The organism is Chryseobacterium fluminis (assembly GCF_026314945.1).
Taxonomy (GTDB): Bacteria; Bacteroidota; Bacteroidia; order Flavobacteriales; family Weeksellaceae; genus Chryseobacterium; species Chryseobacterium fluminis.
This window is the reverse complement of record NZ_CP111121.1, coordinates 1,786,878-1,802,751: the sequence shown is the minus strand read 5'-3', so window position 1 is coordinate 1,802,751 and position 15,874 is coordinate 1,786,878. Positions and strand designations below refer to the sequence as shown.

General features: G+C 37.2%; 15 protein-coding genes and 1 riboswitch. Of the genes, 5 read left to right on the top strand and 10 right to left on the bottom strand.

Translation table 11 applies throughout. From position 1 onward, the window contains the following. Positions 1 to 47: 47 nt before the first annotated feature. The 5 genes from ODZ84_RS07955 to ODZ84_RS07935 form a co-directional block, all read right to left on the bottom strand. Positions 48 to 1,016: a chorismate-binding protein gene (locus ODZ84_RS07955; RefSeq protein WP_266176448.1), complete on the bottom strand. Its 969-nt coding sequence runs from the start codon at positions 1,014 to 1,016 to the stop codon at positions 48 to 50. A gap of 850 nt (positions 1,017 to 1,866) precedes the next feature. Next, positions 1,867 to 2,304, bottom strand: coding sequence for a PaaI family thioesterase (locus ODZ84_RS07950; protein ID WP_266176447.1), 438 nt, complete (start codon positions 2,302 to 2,304; stop codon positions 1,867 to 1,869). Positions 2,305 to 2,357: 53 nt separating this feature from the next. Continuing rightward, positions 2,358 to 2,954 (bottom strand): 1-acyl-sn-glycerol-3-phosphate acyltransferase, encoded by a 597-nt coding sequence (locus ODZ84_RS07945; protein ID WP_266176446.1) that lies wholly within the window; start codon positions 2,952 to 2,954, stop codon positions 2,358 to 2,360. 304 nt (positions 2,955 to 3,258) lie between these two features. Beyond that, on the bottom strand, positions 3,259 to 4,980 hold the full coding sequence (locus ODZ84_RS07940) for a PspC domain-containing protein (RefSeq protein ID WP_266176445.1): 1,722 nt from the start codon (positions 4,978 to 4,980) through the stop codon (positions 3,259 to 3,261). Positions 4,981 to 4,991: 11 nt separating this feature from the next. Further along, positions 4,992 to 5,321 carry a PadR family transcriptional regulator gene (locus tag ODZ84_RS07935; RefSeq protein WP_266176444.1) on the bottom strand — a complete coding sequence of 110 codons (330 nt, stop codon included), beginning with the start codon at positions 5,319 to 5,321 and terminating at the stop codon, positions 4,992 to 4,994. 299 nt (positions 5,322 to 5,620) lie between these two features. Between ODZ84_RS07935 and ODZ84_RS07930 the strand changes: the two genes are divergently transcribed. From ODZ84_RS07930 to ODZ84_RS07920, 3 genes are read left to right on the top strand one after another with little or no spacing between them, the layout of a single operon-like run. Next, positions 5,621 to 6,325 carry an FG-GAP repeat protein gene (locus tag ODZ84_RS07930; RefSeq protein WP_266176443.1) on the top strand — a complete coding sequence of 235 codons (705 nt, stop codon included), beginning with the start codon at positions 5,621 to 5,623 and terminating at the stop codon, positions 6,323 to 6,325. Continuing rightward, the gene (locus ODZ84_RS07925; protein WP_266176442.1) at positions 6,303 to 6,893 is read left to right on the top strand and encodes an HD domain-containing protein; all 591 of its coding nucleotides are present in this window, start codon (positions 6,303 to 6,305) and stop codon (positions 6,891 to 6,893) included. The genes ODZ84_RS07930 and ODZ84_RS07925 overlap by 23 nt, the downstream gene beginning before the upstream one ends. A 16-nt stretch (positions 6,894 to 6,909) precedes the next feature. Beyond that, positions 6,910 to 8,082, top strand: coding sequence for a WG repeat-containing protein (locus tag ODZ84_RS07920; protein ID WP_266176441.1), 1,173 nt, complete (start codon positions 6,910 to 6,912; stop codon positions 8,080 to 8,082). 93 nt (positions 8,083 to 8,175) lie between these two features. Here ODZ84_RS07920 and ODZ84_RS07915 read toward each other — a convergent pair whose 3' ends face one another. From ODZ84_RS07915 to ODZ84_RS07900, 4 genes are all read right to left on the bottom strand, one after another. After that, complete coding sequence (locus ODZ84_RS07915; RefSeq protein ID WP_266176440.1) at positions 8,176 to 8,559, bottom strand: acyl-CoA thioesterase; 384 nt, start codon at positions 8,557 to 8,559, stop codon at positions 8,176 to 8,178. A 110-nt stretch (positions 8,560 to 8,669) separates the two neighbouring features. Further along, positions 8,670 to 8,854, bottom strand: a riboswitch (cobalamin riboswitch). A gap of 73 nt (positions 8,855 to 8,927) precedes the next feature. Further along, positions 8,928 to 9,728, bottom strand: coding sequence for a hypothetical protein (locus tag ODZ84_RS07910; protein WP_266176439.1), 801 nt, complete (start codon positions 9,726 to 9,728; stop codon positions 8,928 to 8,930). 30 nt (positions 9,729 to 9,758) lie between these two features. Further along, a complete protein-coding gene (locus tag ODZ84_RS07905) occupies positions 9,759 to 10,421 on the bottom strand; it encodes an ATP-binding cassette domain-containing protein (protein ID WP_266176438.1) in 663 nt (220 codons plus the stop codon). Between the two features lie 1,111 nt (positions 10,422 to 11,532). After that, complete coding sequence (locus tag ODZ84_RS07900) at positions 11,533 to 13,680, bottom strand: endonuclease MutS2 (protein ID WP_266176437.1); 2,148 nt, start codon at positions 13,678 to 13,680, stop codon at positions 11,533 to 11,535. A gap of 418 nt (positions 13,681 to 14,098) precedes the next feature. Between ODZ84_RS07900 and ODZ84_RS07895 the strand changes: the two genes are divergently transcribed. Together ODZ84_RS07895 and ODZ84_RS07890 are read left to right on the top strand one after the other, a co-directional pair. Further along, positions 14,099 to 14,602: a GNAT family N-acetyltransferase gene (locus ODZ84_RS07895; protein ID WP_266176436.1), complete on the top strand. Its 504-nt coding sequence runs from the start codon at positions 14,099 to 14,101 to the stop codon at positions 14,600 to 14,602. Positions 14,603 to 14,743: 141 nt separating this feature from the next. Next, entirely contained in the window at positions 14,744 to 15,385 is a 642-nt protein-coding gene (locus ODZ84_RS07890) for a uracil-DNA glycosylase (RefSeq protein WP_266176435.1), read from the top strand. Here ODZ84_RS07890 and ODZ84_RS07885 read toward each other — a convergent pair. Beyond that, positions 15,372 to 15,863, bottom strand: coding sequence for a hypothetical protein (locus ODZ84_RS07885; protein ID WP_266176434.1), 492 nt, complete (start codon positions 15,861 to 15,863; stop codon positions 15,372 to 15,374). The two genes, ODZ84_RS07890 and ODZ84_RS07885, sit on opposite strands and share 14 nt — an antisense overlap. Positions 15,864 to 15,874 lie beyond the last annotated feature (11 nt).

The window sequence follows — 15,874 nt, the reverse complement described above, 5'->3', positions numbered from 1 at the left end:
GTGAAAGAGGTTTGTTTTTTATGACGGAGCATGATGCTTTAAACCTTTCAGGAAATGACCAGATTTTTCAAAATAGCTTCAGACTTAAGTTCTGTTTCCGTCCATTCTTTATGAGGATCACTCTGGGCTGTGATTCCTCCGCCGACAAATAAGTGAATGGCGTTCTGATAAAGTTTTGCACAACGGAGGTTGACAAAATACTGTATAGTTTCCGTGGTTTCAATTTTTATATATCCTGAGTACAGCTCGCGGGGATATTTTTCAAACTTTTCGATATTCTCTTTGCAGAAATCTTTTGGTATACCGCAAACAGCAGGAGTAGGATGAAGATCGTGGATCAAATCATCGAGCCTTTCGGATTGAATCTTTATTTTAAAATCATTTCTGAGATGCTTGATATTTCCGGAAATATGATCATAGGTCTCTGATTTTTCGATGACATCCGAATAATTTTTAAGAATATGTTCAATATACTCTGAGACCGGTTTTTGTTCCTCAATTTCTTTCCGGGACCAGCTTTCTGAAACCGGAAGCGTACCCGCGAGGCTCATCGTTTCAAATTCGTGTGTTGCCTTATTGAATTTTCCTAAAACTTCTGAAAATGCTCCCATCCATGCGTCATGTCCTTCATTGAAAATATACCTGAACGCATTCGGATAAGACCTGCAAAGATGCTTAAAACTTTCTTTCAGATCGATTTCTTTAAAATCAGTCAGGATCTTTCGTCGGGAATATACGAGTTTAGGAAGTCTGTTTTCCTTAATGACTTCAATGATCTTTTCCAGGTTTCGTAAATATTCACTTTCCGTTTCCTCTTCAAAATTTTCCACATTTCCGGGTAAATCGTCATTTTCGATAGAAATCTTTTCGAAACTTTCAGCATCAATTTCAATGAGATCCCCGTCAAAATGCAGTGGCTCTGAACGATCGAAAGGCTTAAAGAATACTGTTTTTGTATTGTTATTCTGTTTGGTGGAATAGAATTTTTCGTCAAAAGGAAATTTGAAGTAAATCATGAATGCAGTTCTTTATCGAAAATCAGGATCTGAAAATATGTATTAAATTCGCTGGCTGATTTTCTTTGTACAAAGGTATTATTAGTCCCAAAGATGTCAAAGCTAAATACGTTTTTTTTAATGATACTTTCTATCTAATGATAAAAAAAGACCCAAAAATTCGAATCTTATTATTTTAATATGGAAGTTGTTTAAACTTATTCAGGTAAAAAGAGTTCCGAGAAAATTAGCAATTTTGGATTGCAATGTGAAACATAACAATCTGGAAATCATCAGCAAAGATAAAATAGAGAAATGGATTTTACCATTTAAGCAAATGGAAAAGAGAATTTTCTACGAAGTTTGACTTGGTAAAAATAATTCAGATCATTATAAACGGCTGAAAACCGGTTGCCAGTGGCGGAAACATTCGTTAAAGGACTATTTCGGGGAAGAAAATACCAAAGAATTAAGTGTGCTTCAGAAGAAAATCAGATTTTTAACAAGACTTCAGTGTACTTCTTCTGCGCAAAGTATACTACTTGAATTAACTTAAGTTTTTAGAAATCTCTTGGATTTCCTTTGTGGTTTGCTACAGACAACCACACGAAGGGATTCGTGCGGTAGCGGTGAAGGGATTCGTGCGGTAGCAGTGTGTGGTATTTACTGTCTCAAACTTAAGTACACTTTAGAAAGTTTAAAAAAATATCGCAGAATTAAGTTCACATGAGGTGAAAATCAAAAATTTTCAAAAAACTTAAGTGTACTTCTTTTGCGTAAAGTATATTACTTTAATTAACTTAAGTGTTTAGAAAGCTTTTGGATCTACTTTGTGATCATAGAAAAGCTTAAGCAGCTTTATGCTATAATCCTATTTTAAGAGAATATTGTTCGTCATGGTAGTATGATTCAGCAACTGTCCTTTTTCATCACGGATTTCGATTTCCGAAACATGCATTGTTTTTCCTTTTCTGATAAAACGTGCCACAGCAGTTACCAGTCCGTCTTTTTTACTTCTCAGATGGTTAGAGTTGATATTCGTTCCTACACCATAATATTTACTGCCGTCTATGAAAATATTAGACAGGCTTGAACCCATGGTTTCTGCCAGAACACAGCTTGCACCACCGTGTAAAATTCCGAAGGGCTGATGTACTTTCGGACCTACCGGCATGGTAGCGGTCAGGGTTTCATTTTCCTGATCAATATCGATAAATTTTATTTCCAGTGTTTTGGCTAAGGTAACTTCACCTCCCCAGCTGTTCAGAAACTGTAAAATTTCTTCCTTATTTTTACCTTCCGTATACATATTTTATAAGTAGTGAATAATTTTGATAACTTCTAACTTCTAACTTCTAACTTCTAACTTCTAACTTCAGCATCATTTCCCATAATATTCGGATTCCAGTTTTCCGGAATTTTAGGAACAATATCATGTTTAATATAGTAATTCTGAATTTCCTCCATAATTTCAGAGAAAGGAACCGAAGCTATTCTTTCATAAGGAATAGTATAGCCTAAATACACAATATTTCTTTTAAAATCCCCGGCAGCCAGTACGATAGGAACTTTAGCCGCTAAAGCCATATGATAGAAGCCTTTTCTCCATTTCGGGACCCAGCTTCTGGTACCTTCCGGGGTGATCACCAGGCTGAAGTCTTCTTTTGCAAATTGCTGAGCTACAAAATTAACCAGGTCATTTTTCTGGCTTCTGTCGATGCCTATTCCGCCCAGGCCTCGGACCGCGCTACCATACCAGGCTTTGGTATGAGCATCTTTAATGATGATTTTTATCGGTTTTTCTAAAGACCAGTAGGCAAGGTTTCCCAAAATGTATTCCATATTGTGAGTGTGAGGCGCTACCACGAGGATACACCTGTTCAGGCTGTCGGCGTCACCCTGGAGAACGACTTTCCAGCCTAAAATTTTCAGCATCAGTTTGCCTATCAGTTTTTTCATAAATTCAGAATTAAAAACAAAAAAGTATAACCAAACTTTGGTTATACTTTACAAATATATTGAAATATTGTTGCTCTTAAAACAATCCGCTGATTAAATCTGCGATTTTGATTACTATTTCTAGTGCTAATTGAACCATTTGTTTACGTTTTTGATTGGGGTTATTAATTTTGTACGAAGATAATATAAATTTCTGATATGCAGTAATTAAAATTTGTTTTTTTGTGTGATGAAGAGAGAAGAAGAGTGTGAATTTCAAACCATTGGCTATCCATCCACACCTTCTGCCACTCTCTGCAGTTTATTATTTGGTTTTTATAGAAATTTCGTTTTTAGCTTCGTTTACTTTGATATCTACGTTACCTCCTTTCATCTTTTTGATATTTGATTTCATGGAGTCGATCACCTGATCTGCCTGATTGGCGGGAACCTTTTTTCCGTTAATGATGATGCTGTCTTCATCGTTGGAATTATACTCAATGGTGGAACCGTTTACCGTGATTTTATTTTTTTCAATTCTGATATTTTCTTCATCATCTGTATCCTGTTCATTATCATCAATACCATCTGCATTTAAGTCTCCGTCAAAGCTGATGCCATCTTTTTCCACAGGTATTACGACTGTTTTGATAGGAACCACCAATTCGTAATTTACACTAAAATCTCTGAACCTGTGTTCATAAGGATATTTGATGTAGTTAGGAAGAATTACCTTATTATTGATCACTTCTACCGGGATGCTCACATTAAGAGGTAAGTTGTAGCCTTTTGCTTCTTTTTTAATGATCAGGTAAGGTGTTTTAATGTCGGCTTTTCTTGTAATCTGTACATGAACCCAGTCTTTTTCATACACCGATATCTTATCAGAATAAAGGTCGTCATCGTATCCGATAAAGTTCTGAGGAATGGTTACCTGTTTAAGATCGACATATAAACTGTCAGAAGTGGTACTGATTGCAACTTCTTCGGTATCTTCCTTATGGCCTTTCAGAAACATTTCTTTTTTGGCCATGCTTACTCCGAAATAAGATCCCAGACCAATCAGGATAATAAATAAGGCACCGATTACCCAACCGATATTTCTGAGTTTTGTCTTAGGGGAGAATATCTTGATGCTTAATAGGCTGAAGATGATGGCAGGGATCAGGGAGCCTATAATGATGATGGCTGATAATATTTTATCCAGTCCGTTGTCATCAAAATAAAATCTGATTTCATTAGCTCCCGGAAAATTAGAATCCATTCCGAAAAGTCCGAAAACAACGAATACTCCAACGATGCTGCTCACGGCCATTAAAGCCAGGATACCTCCCACGATATATTTAAAAACATTCCAGATTCCGCTGCTTGCGTTATTGATATAAGGTTTGTTTTCGATGTATATTTCTCCGACTCTCTGGGTAGACTCATTGGCAAACTGTACCAATTTATTAGACTCACTCTTAAGATTGTCGAAGTTCATAGGCTTTCCCTTCATTTTCAGGAAATCTGCCGCAGTTTCCGCTTTTGGTAACACAATCCACAGAATGATGTAAAGCAATACGACCAGTGATGAAGAAATGGCTGCAGTGAAAATTCCAAGAACAAAAACGCCTAACCATATCGCTCTCATCGCTGTGATATCCATCCCGACATAGTGAGCCAGTCCTGCACATACTCCTGCTATTTTCTGTCTTTCAGGGTCGCGGAATAACTGTCTTTTATCCGTATATTCTGTTCCGGACGAGTATGTCTTTTTAGTGTTTTTTTCAGAATAATAGGCTTCCTCCTGTTCTTCAATTTTTTCAGGAGAACCGATTTGGGCAATTACTCTTTCTACATCAGAATCATTGATGACTTCACGTTTGGCCATCGTATCTCTGAAGATTTCCACCATTCTGATTTCTATATCGTGCATTACCTCATCTGCTTCCGAAGCATCCAGAGAGCTTCTCAGCGCGTTCAGATAATCGCTCAGCTTTATATATGCGTGTTCTTCTATAGTAAAAGAAAAACCTGCGAGTCCTATTGAGAGTGTTTTGTTCATAGCTTTGTTTTTTAGTTCTTTTGTGTTATTTGATTTACGGCATCTGTCAAGTCGTTCCAGGTATTCTGAAGTTCACCTAAAAAAAGTTTCCCTTTTTCTGTGATCTGATAATATTTTCTCGGAGGGCCTCCTGTAGATTCTTCCCACCGGTAAGAGAGAAATTCTCCGTTTTTTAATCTTGTTAAAAGAGGGTAGAGGGTTCCTTCCACGACATCCAGTTTTCCTTTTTTCAGTTCATCGATTAGATCGGAAACATACATTTCACGATGATTGATGAGGCTCAAAATACAGAATTCCAGAATCCCTTTTCGCATTTGCGCTTTGGTATTTTCAGTATTCATCTTTATAAGTTTTGTTAATGGGTTATATAATTCCGAATCCGGATCCTAGCTAGTCGATCCTATTTCGATTTTACATTACAAAGATATGTAATTAAAATGGTATTATGCAATACAAAGTAGTGTAAATTTTTATAATTTATATTTAAATACCTTTAAATCAATTTATTAAATTTTATATTGAATTTTTAATAGGTAGACGCGGTAGCAATATGAACCAGAAATTTGTAAATTTTTGTACTTTTGACTGAAATTTTATTAAGCCGTTTCGGTGAGATTTTTCAGAATAAACATAATTTAAGATGAACTGTAAATTTATATTTCCAATGATCCTTTTGGGAAATTTGTGTTTCTCTCAGCATACATTCGAATTAAAAGATGCATCACAGAAGTATGGAATCAAAATAAATGTTGAGCACTGTGAAGGGGAAGAATGCGGTGGAAAGGCAGTTATCGATTTGACTGATAAAAAAAGCGAAAAAAAAATCCAGACATTACATTCTGATGATTTAAACTTTTATCTGAATAAAGATCAGATGCCCACAGCCAATATTATACAGTTATATAATGAGCAGAGTCCGTTGATTTTTGATGATTTTAATTTTGACGGGACAGAAGACCTGGCCATCAGAAACGGAAATGAAAGTGGCTATGGCGGACCGTCCTATGATGTGTACGTTTTTAACAGGACCAGAAATAAATTGGTTCCCAGCGAAGAATTAACTGCGCTCGCTCATGAAAATCTGGGAATGTTTAACACCGATCCGGAAAGAAAAAGGCTGGTTACTTATTCCAAGTCAGGATGCTGCTGGCACCTGACCACAGAATATACCGTGCTTCCGCAAAGAGGTCTCTTTAAAGTCTACGAGCTTGAAGAAGACGCCACAGGAGATGACAAAGTAAAAGTGACGAAAAAAGAATTTATTAATGATCAATGGATTACCAATATCAAAGTGTATCCGATAAGCGAATATTATAAAGAAAATGAAAATACAAAAGGAGATTGATTTTATACTGGCAGTGGATGCCCTGAAAAATGTACAGCGAAGAAATTACAATGCCGATGATTGCCGAAGAGAAAATACAGCAGAACATTCGTGGCAGATTATTATCCTGGCCCAGATTCTGTTTCCCTATGCGAAAAGCAGAGCGGATATTGATCTGTTACGGGTAATCAGAATGCTTTCCATTCACGATCTGGTTGAAATTGAAGCGGGAGATACTTTTTTATTTGATGAAGCAGCCATGGTTGGAAAATTTGAACGCGAAAAAATTTCAGCCCAAAAGATTTTCGGGATTCTGGACGAACCTTTAAGCACGGAGTTTTTTAATATGTGGCTGGAATTTGAAGAAGAGCAGACCCCTGATGCTGTTTTTGCGTGCGCCATCGACAGAATCATGCCATTTATTTTGAACTCCCACACTTCAGGAAAAAGCTGGACGGAAGCCGGAGTGACTGAAAAACAAATCAGAAATATGCTGGAAAACGCGATCAGCAGGGCTTCAGATGAAATGGGTGAGGCCTTCCGGATATTGCTCAATTTTAATCTTGATTCTGAAAAAGTTTTAAGATAAAAACAAAAAAATGCTAATGGTACCAATTAAAATATTGCTCATCATTGTCTTTGTATTTAATGCAAAATTATACGCTCAGAAAAATAATGAAATTGCCATTCCTTATCGGGACGGGAAATTATGGGGATTAAGTGATACACTGGGCGTCATTAAAGTAAAACCTTTTGCCTCTGAGTTTAAAAAAATGGTGTACAGCAGTATTGCACCCACTTCCAGATTTGTGTTTAAGACCGATAAAGGCTTTGTCGTTACCGATCATGCAGGGAAAATATTTCTGCCGGATAAGGAAACAGCGGATTCTGTAAAGGTGGATGAATATCAAAATGACTATGTCTATATCTTCAAAAATTCCAAAATGGGATTGGTATATCAAGGTAAAAAAATTATTGATTGCCTGTATGATGACATATTCCTGTCTTTTAACAGAAGTTACGTCGTTAAAAAAGACCATAAAGCAGGCCTCATCAACAGTAAAGGAAAAATACTGATTCCGGTACAATACGATCGGGTAGTTCCTTCTGCAGACAATGATACTAAAGATTTTAAATGGACAGCTATTGATGGAGCAGAACGGATAACTTTTTCTGATGTAGATATCTATGGTCTTGGAAGTCCCGGTCCTCCCAGCGCTTCCGGTACTTCAAGAAGCTATACCATCGGTGGTAAAAATAAAGTAGCCTCAAATATTGATGTCGACAGCCTAATCAGAGTCCTGAATAAAAAGTACAATTTCGTCGATACTTCCTATAAAAGAAATGGGATGATTCTTGTTGAAGAGGATAAGAAAATAGGAGCTTACAGTACTGTTGACGGTAAAATAATATCAGAACCGGTGTATGACGAAATGACTTTTTTCTCCAATGATAAGGGTGGGATTGCCCTGAAGGTCAAAAAGGACGGGAAATACGGAATTATCAATAACAGCAGAAAGATTAAGGCCGAAGTCATCTATGACAATATCTATTTTGACGTAAAAAATAACGTATACATTTTACAGAAAGAAGGTAAGAAAGGCATTGTCGTTTTCAGCACGGTTTATGACATTATCCCTCCTAAATACAGAGACGTAAAAGCTGCAGGACCTATCAGAGTAAGCGACCGCTGGAACTTCGGCCTTTTTGACGTGGTGACTGAGGATCATAAGAGAGGTTTTGTCGGGGAAAACGGAATAGAATTTTTTAAAAATTAACTATTTTGTGGGTTTCAGCGGGCTTCGCCCGCCGAAACCCACAAAATAGTTCAGAATAAGAACTCGGGCGGCCGTCGGCCGCCCGAGCTTTTTTTATAAAATCTGAATAGGCTTTTTAAATTCATCAATGGCGACAAAAGTAAAATCTCCGACAATGGCTCTTTCCCGTTCATAAGAGTACATCTGTTCGGTATAGATTTCTACATTTACTTTCATACTCGTTTTTCCGACATGGGATACCCGTCCGATCAGTTCAACGATCGTTCCGGCAGGAATGGGTCTGTTAAAGTCTATTTTATCGCTACTCACGGTAACCACTCTTTTTCTCGCAAAACGGGTCGCTGTAATAAACGCTACCTCATCCATCAGCTGCATTGCGGTACCTCCGAAAAGCGTATCATAATGATTGGTCGTGTTTGGAAAAACAGCCTTAAAAATTCGGGTTTCAGATGCTTCAATTCTTTCTTCTGTAGTCATATTTCATTATAATTAATGCAAAATGAACTTTATTAAAACAACAGAATAAGATCAGGAACAGAAATTCCTGACACCTCTATCAGATCAATAAACTTCAAATCGCGAAAGTTTTTTGTTTAAAGAAAAAGGCAGGTCTCCTGACTTGTAACATCCTCATCTCCTTCCCATCCCGCTTTACGAAACAGTGGACTTGTGATAAAGACATTAGTTACTTACAGTTGCGCGACAGTTCGTGATTTTCACACGATTCCCTGTTAATCTGCAGTTAAGCAGAACCATTTTCTGAAAAGTATGTTCTGGAGACTGCAAAGCCGCCAGAAATTGCTTTTCGGCTGCAAAAATAAGGATAATAAGGAATAAAAGAGTAATTATTCCAGGTTTTTATAAATGATCTGGCTTTCTACGCGGCCTTGTTTTATCGTCCAGATGGTGGTATATCTGTTTTCACCGGACCCGTTGGTCATATAAAGAAAAATATGATCATTGTCGATCGCTGTTACCCCGACATTATTAAAATCCATAGTGGGCTGAAACATATTTTTAATGGCATCCCTTACAAATACAGAACCTCTTCCCGGCTGCTGTACCCGTACAGATTTAATCTCGGTTAAATCTTCGGGAAGCTCTTTACCGATTCCCCAGGGCTTTACCTTATCGAGTTTAACAATATTTCCGTCGGCATCTTTTTCCTGTTTTTTAATTTTTGCATACGACGGATAAATATCAATAATGACCTTTGTTCTTTGGTTTCCCGGAATTTTTGGATTCGTATCATCGGTGAAAATAAGCGATTTTCCGTTCTTAGACTTCGATGGGGTGAAAGGCGGCAGCTGATCTACAAAAACCACGCGGTTTTTATTCACCATTCCTTCTTTCGTAATGCTGTCGTATCTTACAAAAGGCTTTTCAGTATCTTCTTTTTCAGGATATTTAATCCAGATCCATTCGGTTTCCCCCGGAGCCGGCTTTACATAAACAAATACATCCCCCGTCTTCATCCGGATTTTATCGATGATTTTTCGGTAATTGTCCATTGGTACGCGCACCATAGCATATCCTTCCTCGGCTTTTACCACCCCAAAAGGTACTTTATTCTGTCCTTTTGCAAAACCCAAAGAGAACAGACTGAAAACGGATATATAAAAAGCTTTGTGTACGGAAATCATCATGAAAAATTTTTCGGTCTTCAAATATATAAATTAAATGCTTTTCGGCAGATAATTATACTGTTGTAATTCCTTTAAATCTTTAATTTGTTTTAAAAAAGTATCCGAAAGTAAATAAATATCATCCGAAATATCCAGAACTTCCTGATAATGGTGATCGGAAATAATAATTCCCTTTTTCTCAGATTGTCGGCGAATATGCCTTTGAATTTCGTCCGTCATCTTAGGAGATAAAGCGCTGAAAGGCTCATCAAGCAGAATAAACTTTGAATCAGAGTAGATCAGGAGAAGAATTTCAATCATTCTTTTTTCTCCACCGGAAAGATTTTTTGCCCTTTCACTAAGAAATGGTTTAATAATGCTCAGCTGCAGCAGTTTTTCTGTGTCCTCTTTATTGCAGAAAAGAGAAATAAGTTTTCTGATTTTAATGCCTTTTGGAATAAAAGAATACTGGGGCAAATAGGCCATATTTCCTTTTCTGTCCATTTGATTTTGGAGAACTTTATCATTGATCCGTATAAACTGTGAATCACCTTTTAGTGTTCCGAAAATGATGTTCAGAAGAGTCGATTTCCCGGCGCCGTTAATCCCCAGAAGTCCGACAATTTTCCCTGTTTCACAGCTTAAATAAATATCCTGTAAAATTTTTTTCCCTTTAAACGATTTATTGACGCTGTCTACATGTAATCTGTTCATAAAAATTTTGTCAGCATATTTACGGTTAAGCTTACTGAGAGCGTGAAAATCCACAGAAAAGATCTTGAAAACCCAAAGTTAGCATAAAAATAATATTCCTGTTTTAATCTCAGTTCATAAATCAAATATTGAGAGACCGGAAAAAAGACAGAAAAGCATAATCCGAAATGATGAGCACTAAAGCCCAGCTGTGCTGAGATCATGAGAGAAAAGATAACCGTTGGGATTAATAATTTTAAATAGAAAATCCACAAAATCTTACAATTTTTAATCATGCTTAATATGAAGTTGTTTAAACTTATTCAGGAAAAAAGAGTTCCGATAAAATTAGTAATTTTAGATTGCAATGTAAAAGACTAACAATCTGGAAATCATCAGCAAAGATAAAATAGAGAAATGGATTTTACCATCTAAGCAGAGGAAAAAAAGGATTTTCTACGAAGTTTGACTTGGTAAAAATAATTCAGATCATTATAAACGGCTGAAAACTGGTGCCAGTGGCGGAAACATTCGTTAAGGACTATTTCGGTGAAGAGAATACCACAGAATTAAGTGTGCTTCAGAAGAAAATGAGAAGATTTTTAACAAGACTTCAATGTACTTCTTCTGCGCAAAGTATATTACTTAAATAAACTTAAGTGTTTACAAATCTCTTGGATTTCCTTTGTGGTTTACTACAGACAACCACACGAAAGGATTCGTGCGGTAGCGGTGTGTGGTACTTACTGTCTCACACTTAAGTACACTTTAGGAAGTTTAAAAAAATACCGCAGAATTAAGTTCACATGAGGTGAAATCAAAGATTTTCAAAAAACTTACGTGTACTTCTTTTGCGTAAAGTATATTACTTAAATTAACTTAAGTGTTTAGAAAGCTTTCGGATCTCCTTTGTGATAATAGAAAAGTTTAAACAGCTTTAATGTAATAAGAATAAAAGTTTCACAAACTAAGAGATAAACATCGTGCTATACACTTACAAATTATAACAATACTACACAGATAAAGTTTATTATGCAATCCAATATAAAAGAGAGTGCCCAACAATGAACACTCTCTTTCTATGTATGAAATGAAAATCATTTTCAAATTCTCAAATGAATCCATTTTCAAATTAAATCCTTTCCAGTTCATCTGCATTTATCGTTGTTTTAAAAGTACCGTAATTCACGATCACTTTATTTCTGGAGATCTTTTCAATCGTTCCCACACTGGTACTTCCGGTAATACGGACCCTTTGGCCGACTTTCATCCAGACCGCCCGGTCCGTTTTACGTTTTTCTTCGATCTTTTCGTTCGTTTCCGTAATCTTTTCAATGACCTCTTCCTTTTTCAGCTGTTGTGTGATTTTTCTTTTCACCACCTGCAGTCTTTTGGTTTCATCCTTATCAGCACCGATTTTTCTGAACTTTTCCTGTTCCAGGATTTTCACAAAATCTTTTACGACATCTTTTCTGGACTTTCCTTTTACATAACTGTCGATAAAGGTTTCAATTTTATTTCCGAACTGAAGTTTGCGGTGTTCTTCCTCGTATAATTTCTGGAAATTAAATAGCTTCTGCTGAAGCTGCTCATTCAGTTTTTGCAGATTGTCACGTTTATCTTCCACCGATTCTTTTCTTTCCGCAAGATCGGTCTTCAGTTTCTCAACCTCATACTTTTCCTGCTGAAGCTTAACGATGGTTTTGTCAAGATTTACAATATCATGTTCTACCTTTTTCTTGGCAGAATGAATGATAAACCTCGGAATTTTATTCTTCTCGGCAACCTCGAAAGTAAATGAACTTCCCGCCTGTCCGACTTCCAGTTTATACATCGGTTCCAGGGTCTCTTCGTTAAAAAGCATGGCTGCATTCTCAGCATTGGGGAGCTGTTCCACCACCAGTTTAATGTTGGTGTAGTGGGTTGTAATGATGGCAAAACTTTTTTTATCATAGAAAAACTCCAGGAAGCTTTCTGCCAGGGCGCCACCCAGCTCAGGATCTGAACCTGTCCCAAATTCGTCGATCAATAAAAGTGTATTGGCATCAGATTCACGGATAATTCCTGACATTTTCTTCAGCCTTGATGAATACGTCGACAGATGATTTTCAATGGATTGGTTATCCCCGATATCCGTCATGATCTTGTCAAAGAAAAACATCTCTGATTTCGGGTGCGTAGGAACCAGTATACCTGTCTGTATCATCAGCTGAAGCAGTCCGACTGTTTTCAGCGTGATGGACTTTCCGCCTGCATTGGGACCGGAAATACAGATAATCCTGTTGTGTTCCGTTAATGACAGCGTCTGCGAGAAAATCGTTTTATTTTCTGCCTTATTCCTCAGCCACAGCAGAGGATGGAAAGCTTCTCTCAGCTTTAACGTTCTGTGACGGTTGATTTTCGGTAAAACTCCATTGATTAATTCTGCAAACTTAGCCTTGGCTCTCGTTAAGTCAAGATCAAAAATATACCCCTGATACCTCCATAGCTGAGGTTGGAATTCGGCCAGTTCTGAAGTTAATTTCCTCAGGATTTTATCAATCTCTTTTTTCTCTTCCTCCTCGCTTTCCTTAAGCTTAAAGTAATGCTTTACCACGCTGTCCGGCTGCATATAGGTAATAGAACCTGTCTTTGATAGCCCAAGTACTCTTCCCGCCACTCTTTTTTTATAAGCAGATTTTACAGCGAGCACGCGCTGGTCATCAATAATCGTTTCCCGGATATCATCCAGAAAATCACTCTGTCCGTAATTGAATAAAGCTTTGTTGAAATTTTCCTGAATCGCTTTTCTGGCAATCTGAATTTCAGCCCGCAAAGCCTTCAGAATAGGGGAGGCCTCACTTTTAACCTCACCAAACCTGTTAAAGACCTTATCTACTTTGTCAATAATTTCTTTTCTGAATTCCAGTACTGAAACATCCTGGATCAGGGTAGGAAAAGTTTCAGGCATGGTCGGGAAAAACTTCTGAAGTCTTCCGATCTGTTCCGTGATGGTTTTGATTTTGATGAAAGCGCTGTTTTCAAGACGGTAATTTTCGATCAGCATGAGCTTCAGCTCACTTTCGATATCCTCATATTCATCAAACGGAATCGCATTTGAACTTTCAAAACTCGATAAATATTCGGAGGTCTTTTTTAATGAAAGTTCTGCCTCGTCAATTTCCATCGGACGAAGGTGAAGAATTTTTTCTCTTGTTTTCGGAGAATATGCAAATGGAGAAATCTCCGCGAGCAATTGCGGAAATTCCAATTCGTTTAAATCTTCTTTATTTATATACACACTGCAAATTTAGTGAGAAAATGTGAAATGGATGAAGGACAATTTGAAAATGAGTTAATTTGAAAATTTGGGAATGAAGATTTTTAAAGATAATTTTGTGTAAATTCATAATGTATGGTAAAAATTATTAATAACCGCACTTCAGAATTCTCTGGTTATATATACCATGTAGCTCTGCTTTTCCGAGATACAATATCGGGATCATTAAAATAGTGAATCCTGAGATCTGAAGTGAACCAGGGAAATAAGTAATGACTTTCAGATCCACCGGTGCAACTCTGATTCTTTACCTTTGGATATTGATTCCTGCCGGATACTTTTAGATTTACTATGAGCAGCAGAAATCATTTTTTTTCTGTTTATTATATTGCATTCGGGAGAAATCAATTCATAAATTAAATCAATCAAATAACAGACAATGAAATTGGAAACTGAAAGACTCTTGTTAAAAGACATCAACGAAAGGCATGTTGAAGACATTCTGCGGATCCGGAGTAATGAAGTGATCAATCGGTTTGTCAAGAGAAATTCACCGAAAAATAATTATGATGCGCTACAATTTATTTTAACCATTAAAGAAAGAACCCGGAATAATGAAACTTTTTACTGGGGAATTTCCTTAAAAGATCACCCTGATCTTATCGGGACCATCTGTCTCTGGAATTTTTCGCAAGACCGCACAACCGCTGAGATTGGTTACGAATTATTACCCGACTATCACCGTAAAGGGATCATGTCTGAAGCATTGGCAGCCGTTATTCATTTTGCATTTAACCATTTAGGCTTAAACGAAATTCTGGCCATGACCGACACGCTTAATGAAAATTCAAAAAGACTTCTTTTAAAACATGATTTTGTATGGGAAGAAAATAAGGAAGATGAAGGCTTTCCCGAAAATCTGGTTTTTAGCCTGAAGAAATAAAAATAGAATATTGCTTTCTGACGCATGAAAAATAAGTTTCTATTTTAATTATTAAATTTGCTTACAGATTCTTGATACGCTCGATTAAATACAGTCTGGCGTAAAAATTGAATTTTCAAACAATCATTTCAAATTGAACCTATGACCTGGACAGAAATACTAGCCCCGATAAAAAAAACGCCTTATTTTACGAACCTTTGGGAAAAAGTGAAACAGGAATACGCTACTACGAAAGTTTTCCCCCCTAAAAATCAGATCTTCCGGGCATTGGAAATTACCCCTTTTGATGACATTGAGGTTGTTATTATCGGACAGGATCCTTATCATAATGATTACCAGGCCAATGGTCTGTGCTTTTCTGTTTCCGAGCAGGTAGCGGCGCCACCGTCTCTTAAGAATATTTTCACTGAACTGAAAGACGATCTGGGAATCGAGAGAACTTCGAAGGAACTGGATGACTGGGGAAAGCAAGGTGTTTTATTACTGAATGCTACCTTAACCGTCCGGGCACATACTCCCAATTCTCACAAAGACCTGGGTTGGGAAACGTTTACCAATTATATCATCAAAGAAATTTCAGATAAAAAAGAGAATGTCGTTTTTGTACTGTGGGGCGCTTTTGCACAGAAAAAAGCCGAACTCATTGATCCGGCTAAGCATTTTATTCTGAAGTCTGCCCACCCGTCACCTTTTTCAGTTTACAGGGGCTTTTACGGGAGCAAACCATTTTCAAAAATTAATGAATATCTTGTTTCAAAAGGGAAGAAGCCTATTTCGTGGTAAGATTTTCCTTGGTGATAGTTATTCCGATTCTGTATTTTCCTGCCAGAGCTTTGGCGCCATTCACAGATTCAGGATAAGGTGTTACTTCTGTCAATGTAACCGTATACCCGTTGAAAGGAGAAGATCTTTGGTGTTTTCTTCCTTCATTTTCTTCTGTTGCAAGATTTAAAACCATGGGTCTTGTAGCTAATCCCATGACCTCAACCTGTGCAATCGCAACACCTGCCCAGATACAGTTGACGCCTTTCGGGCATCGGCTGTCCTCGGAAATACCTTTGAAGGTTACATTCATGTCGTACTCCTTTAGAAACTTATTTTCTCCTTCGTTAAAATAAATAATGTTGCTTTCTTTATTCATGGGAGAGTCTTTAGCTGAAGTTACTGCTGAAGTCTTTGTTGAGGTTTTTGTTTCTTTCTGAGCATTGCAGCAGGCTAATGTCAGCAGTGCCAGGCTCAGTAGGGTGGATTTACAGATCATTATTTTGTTTT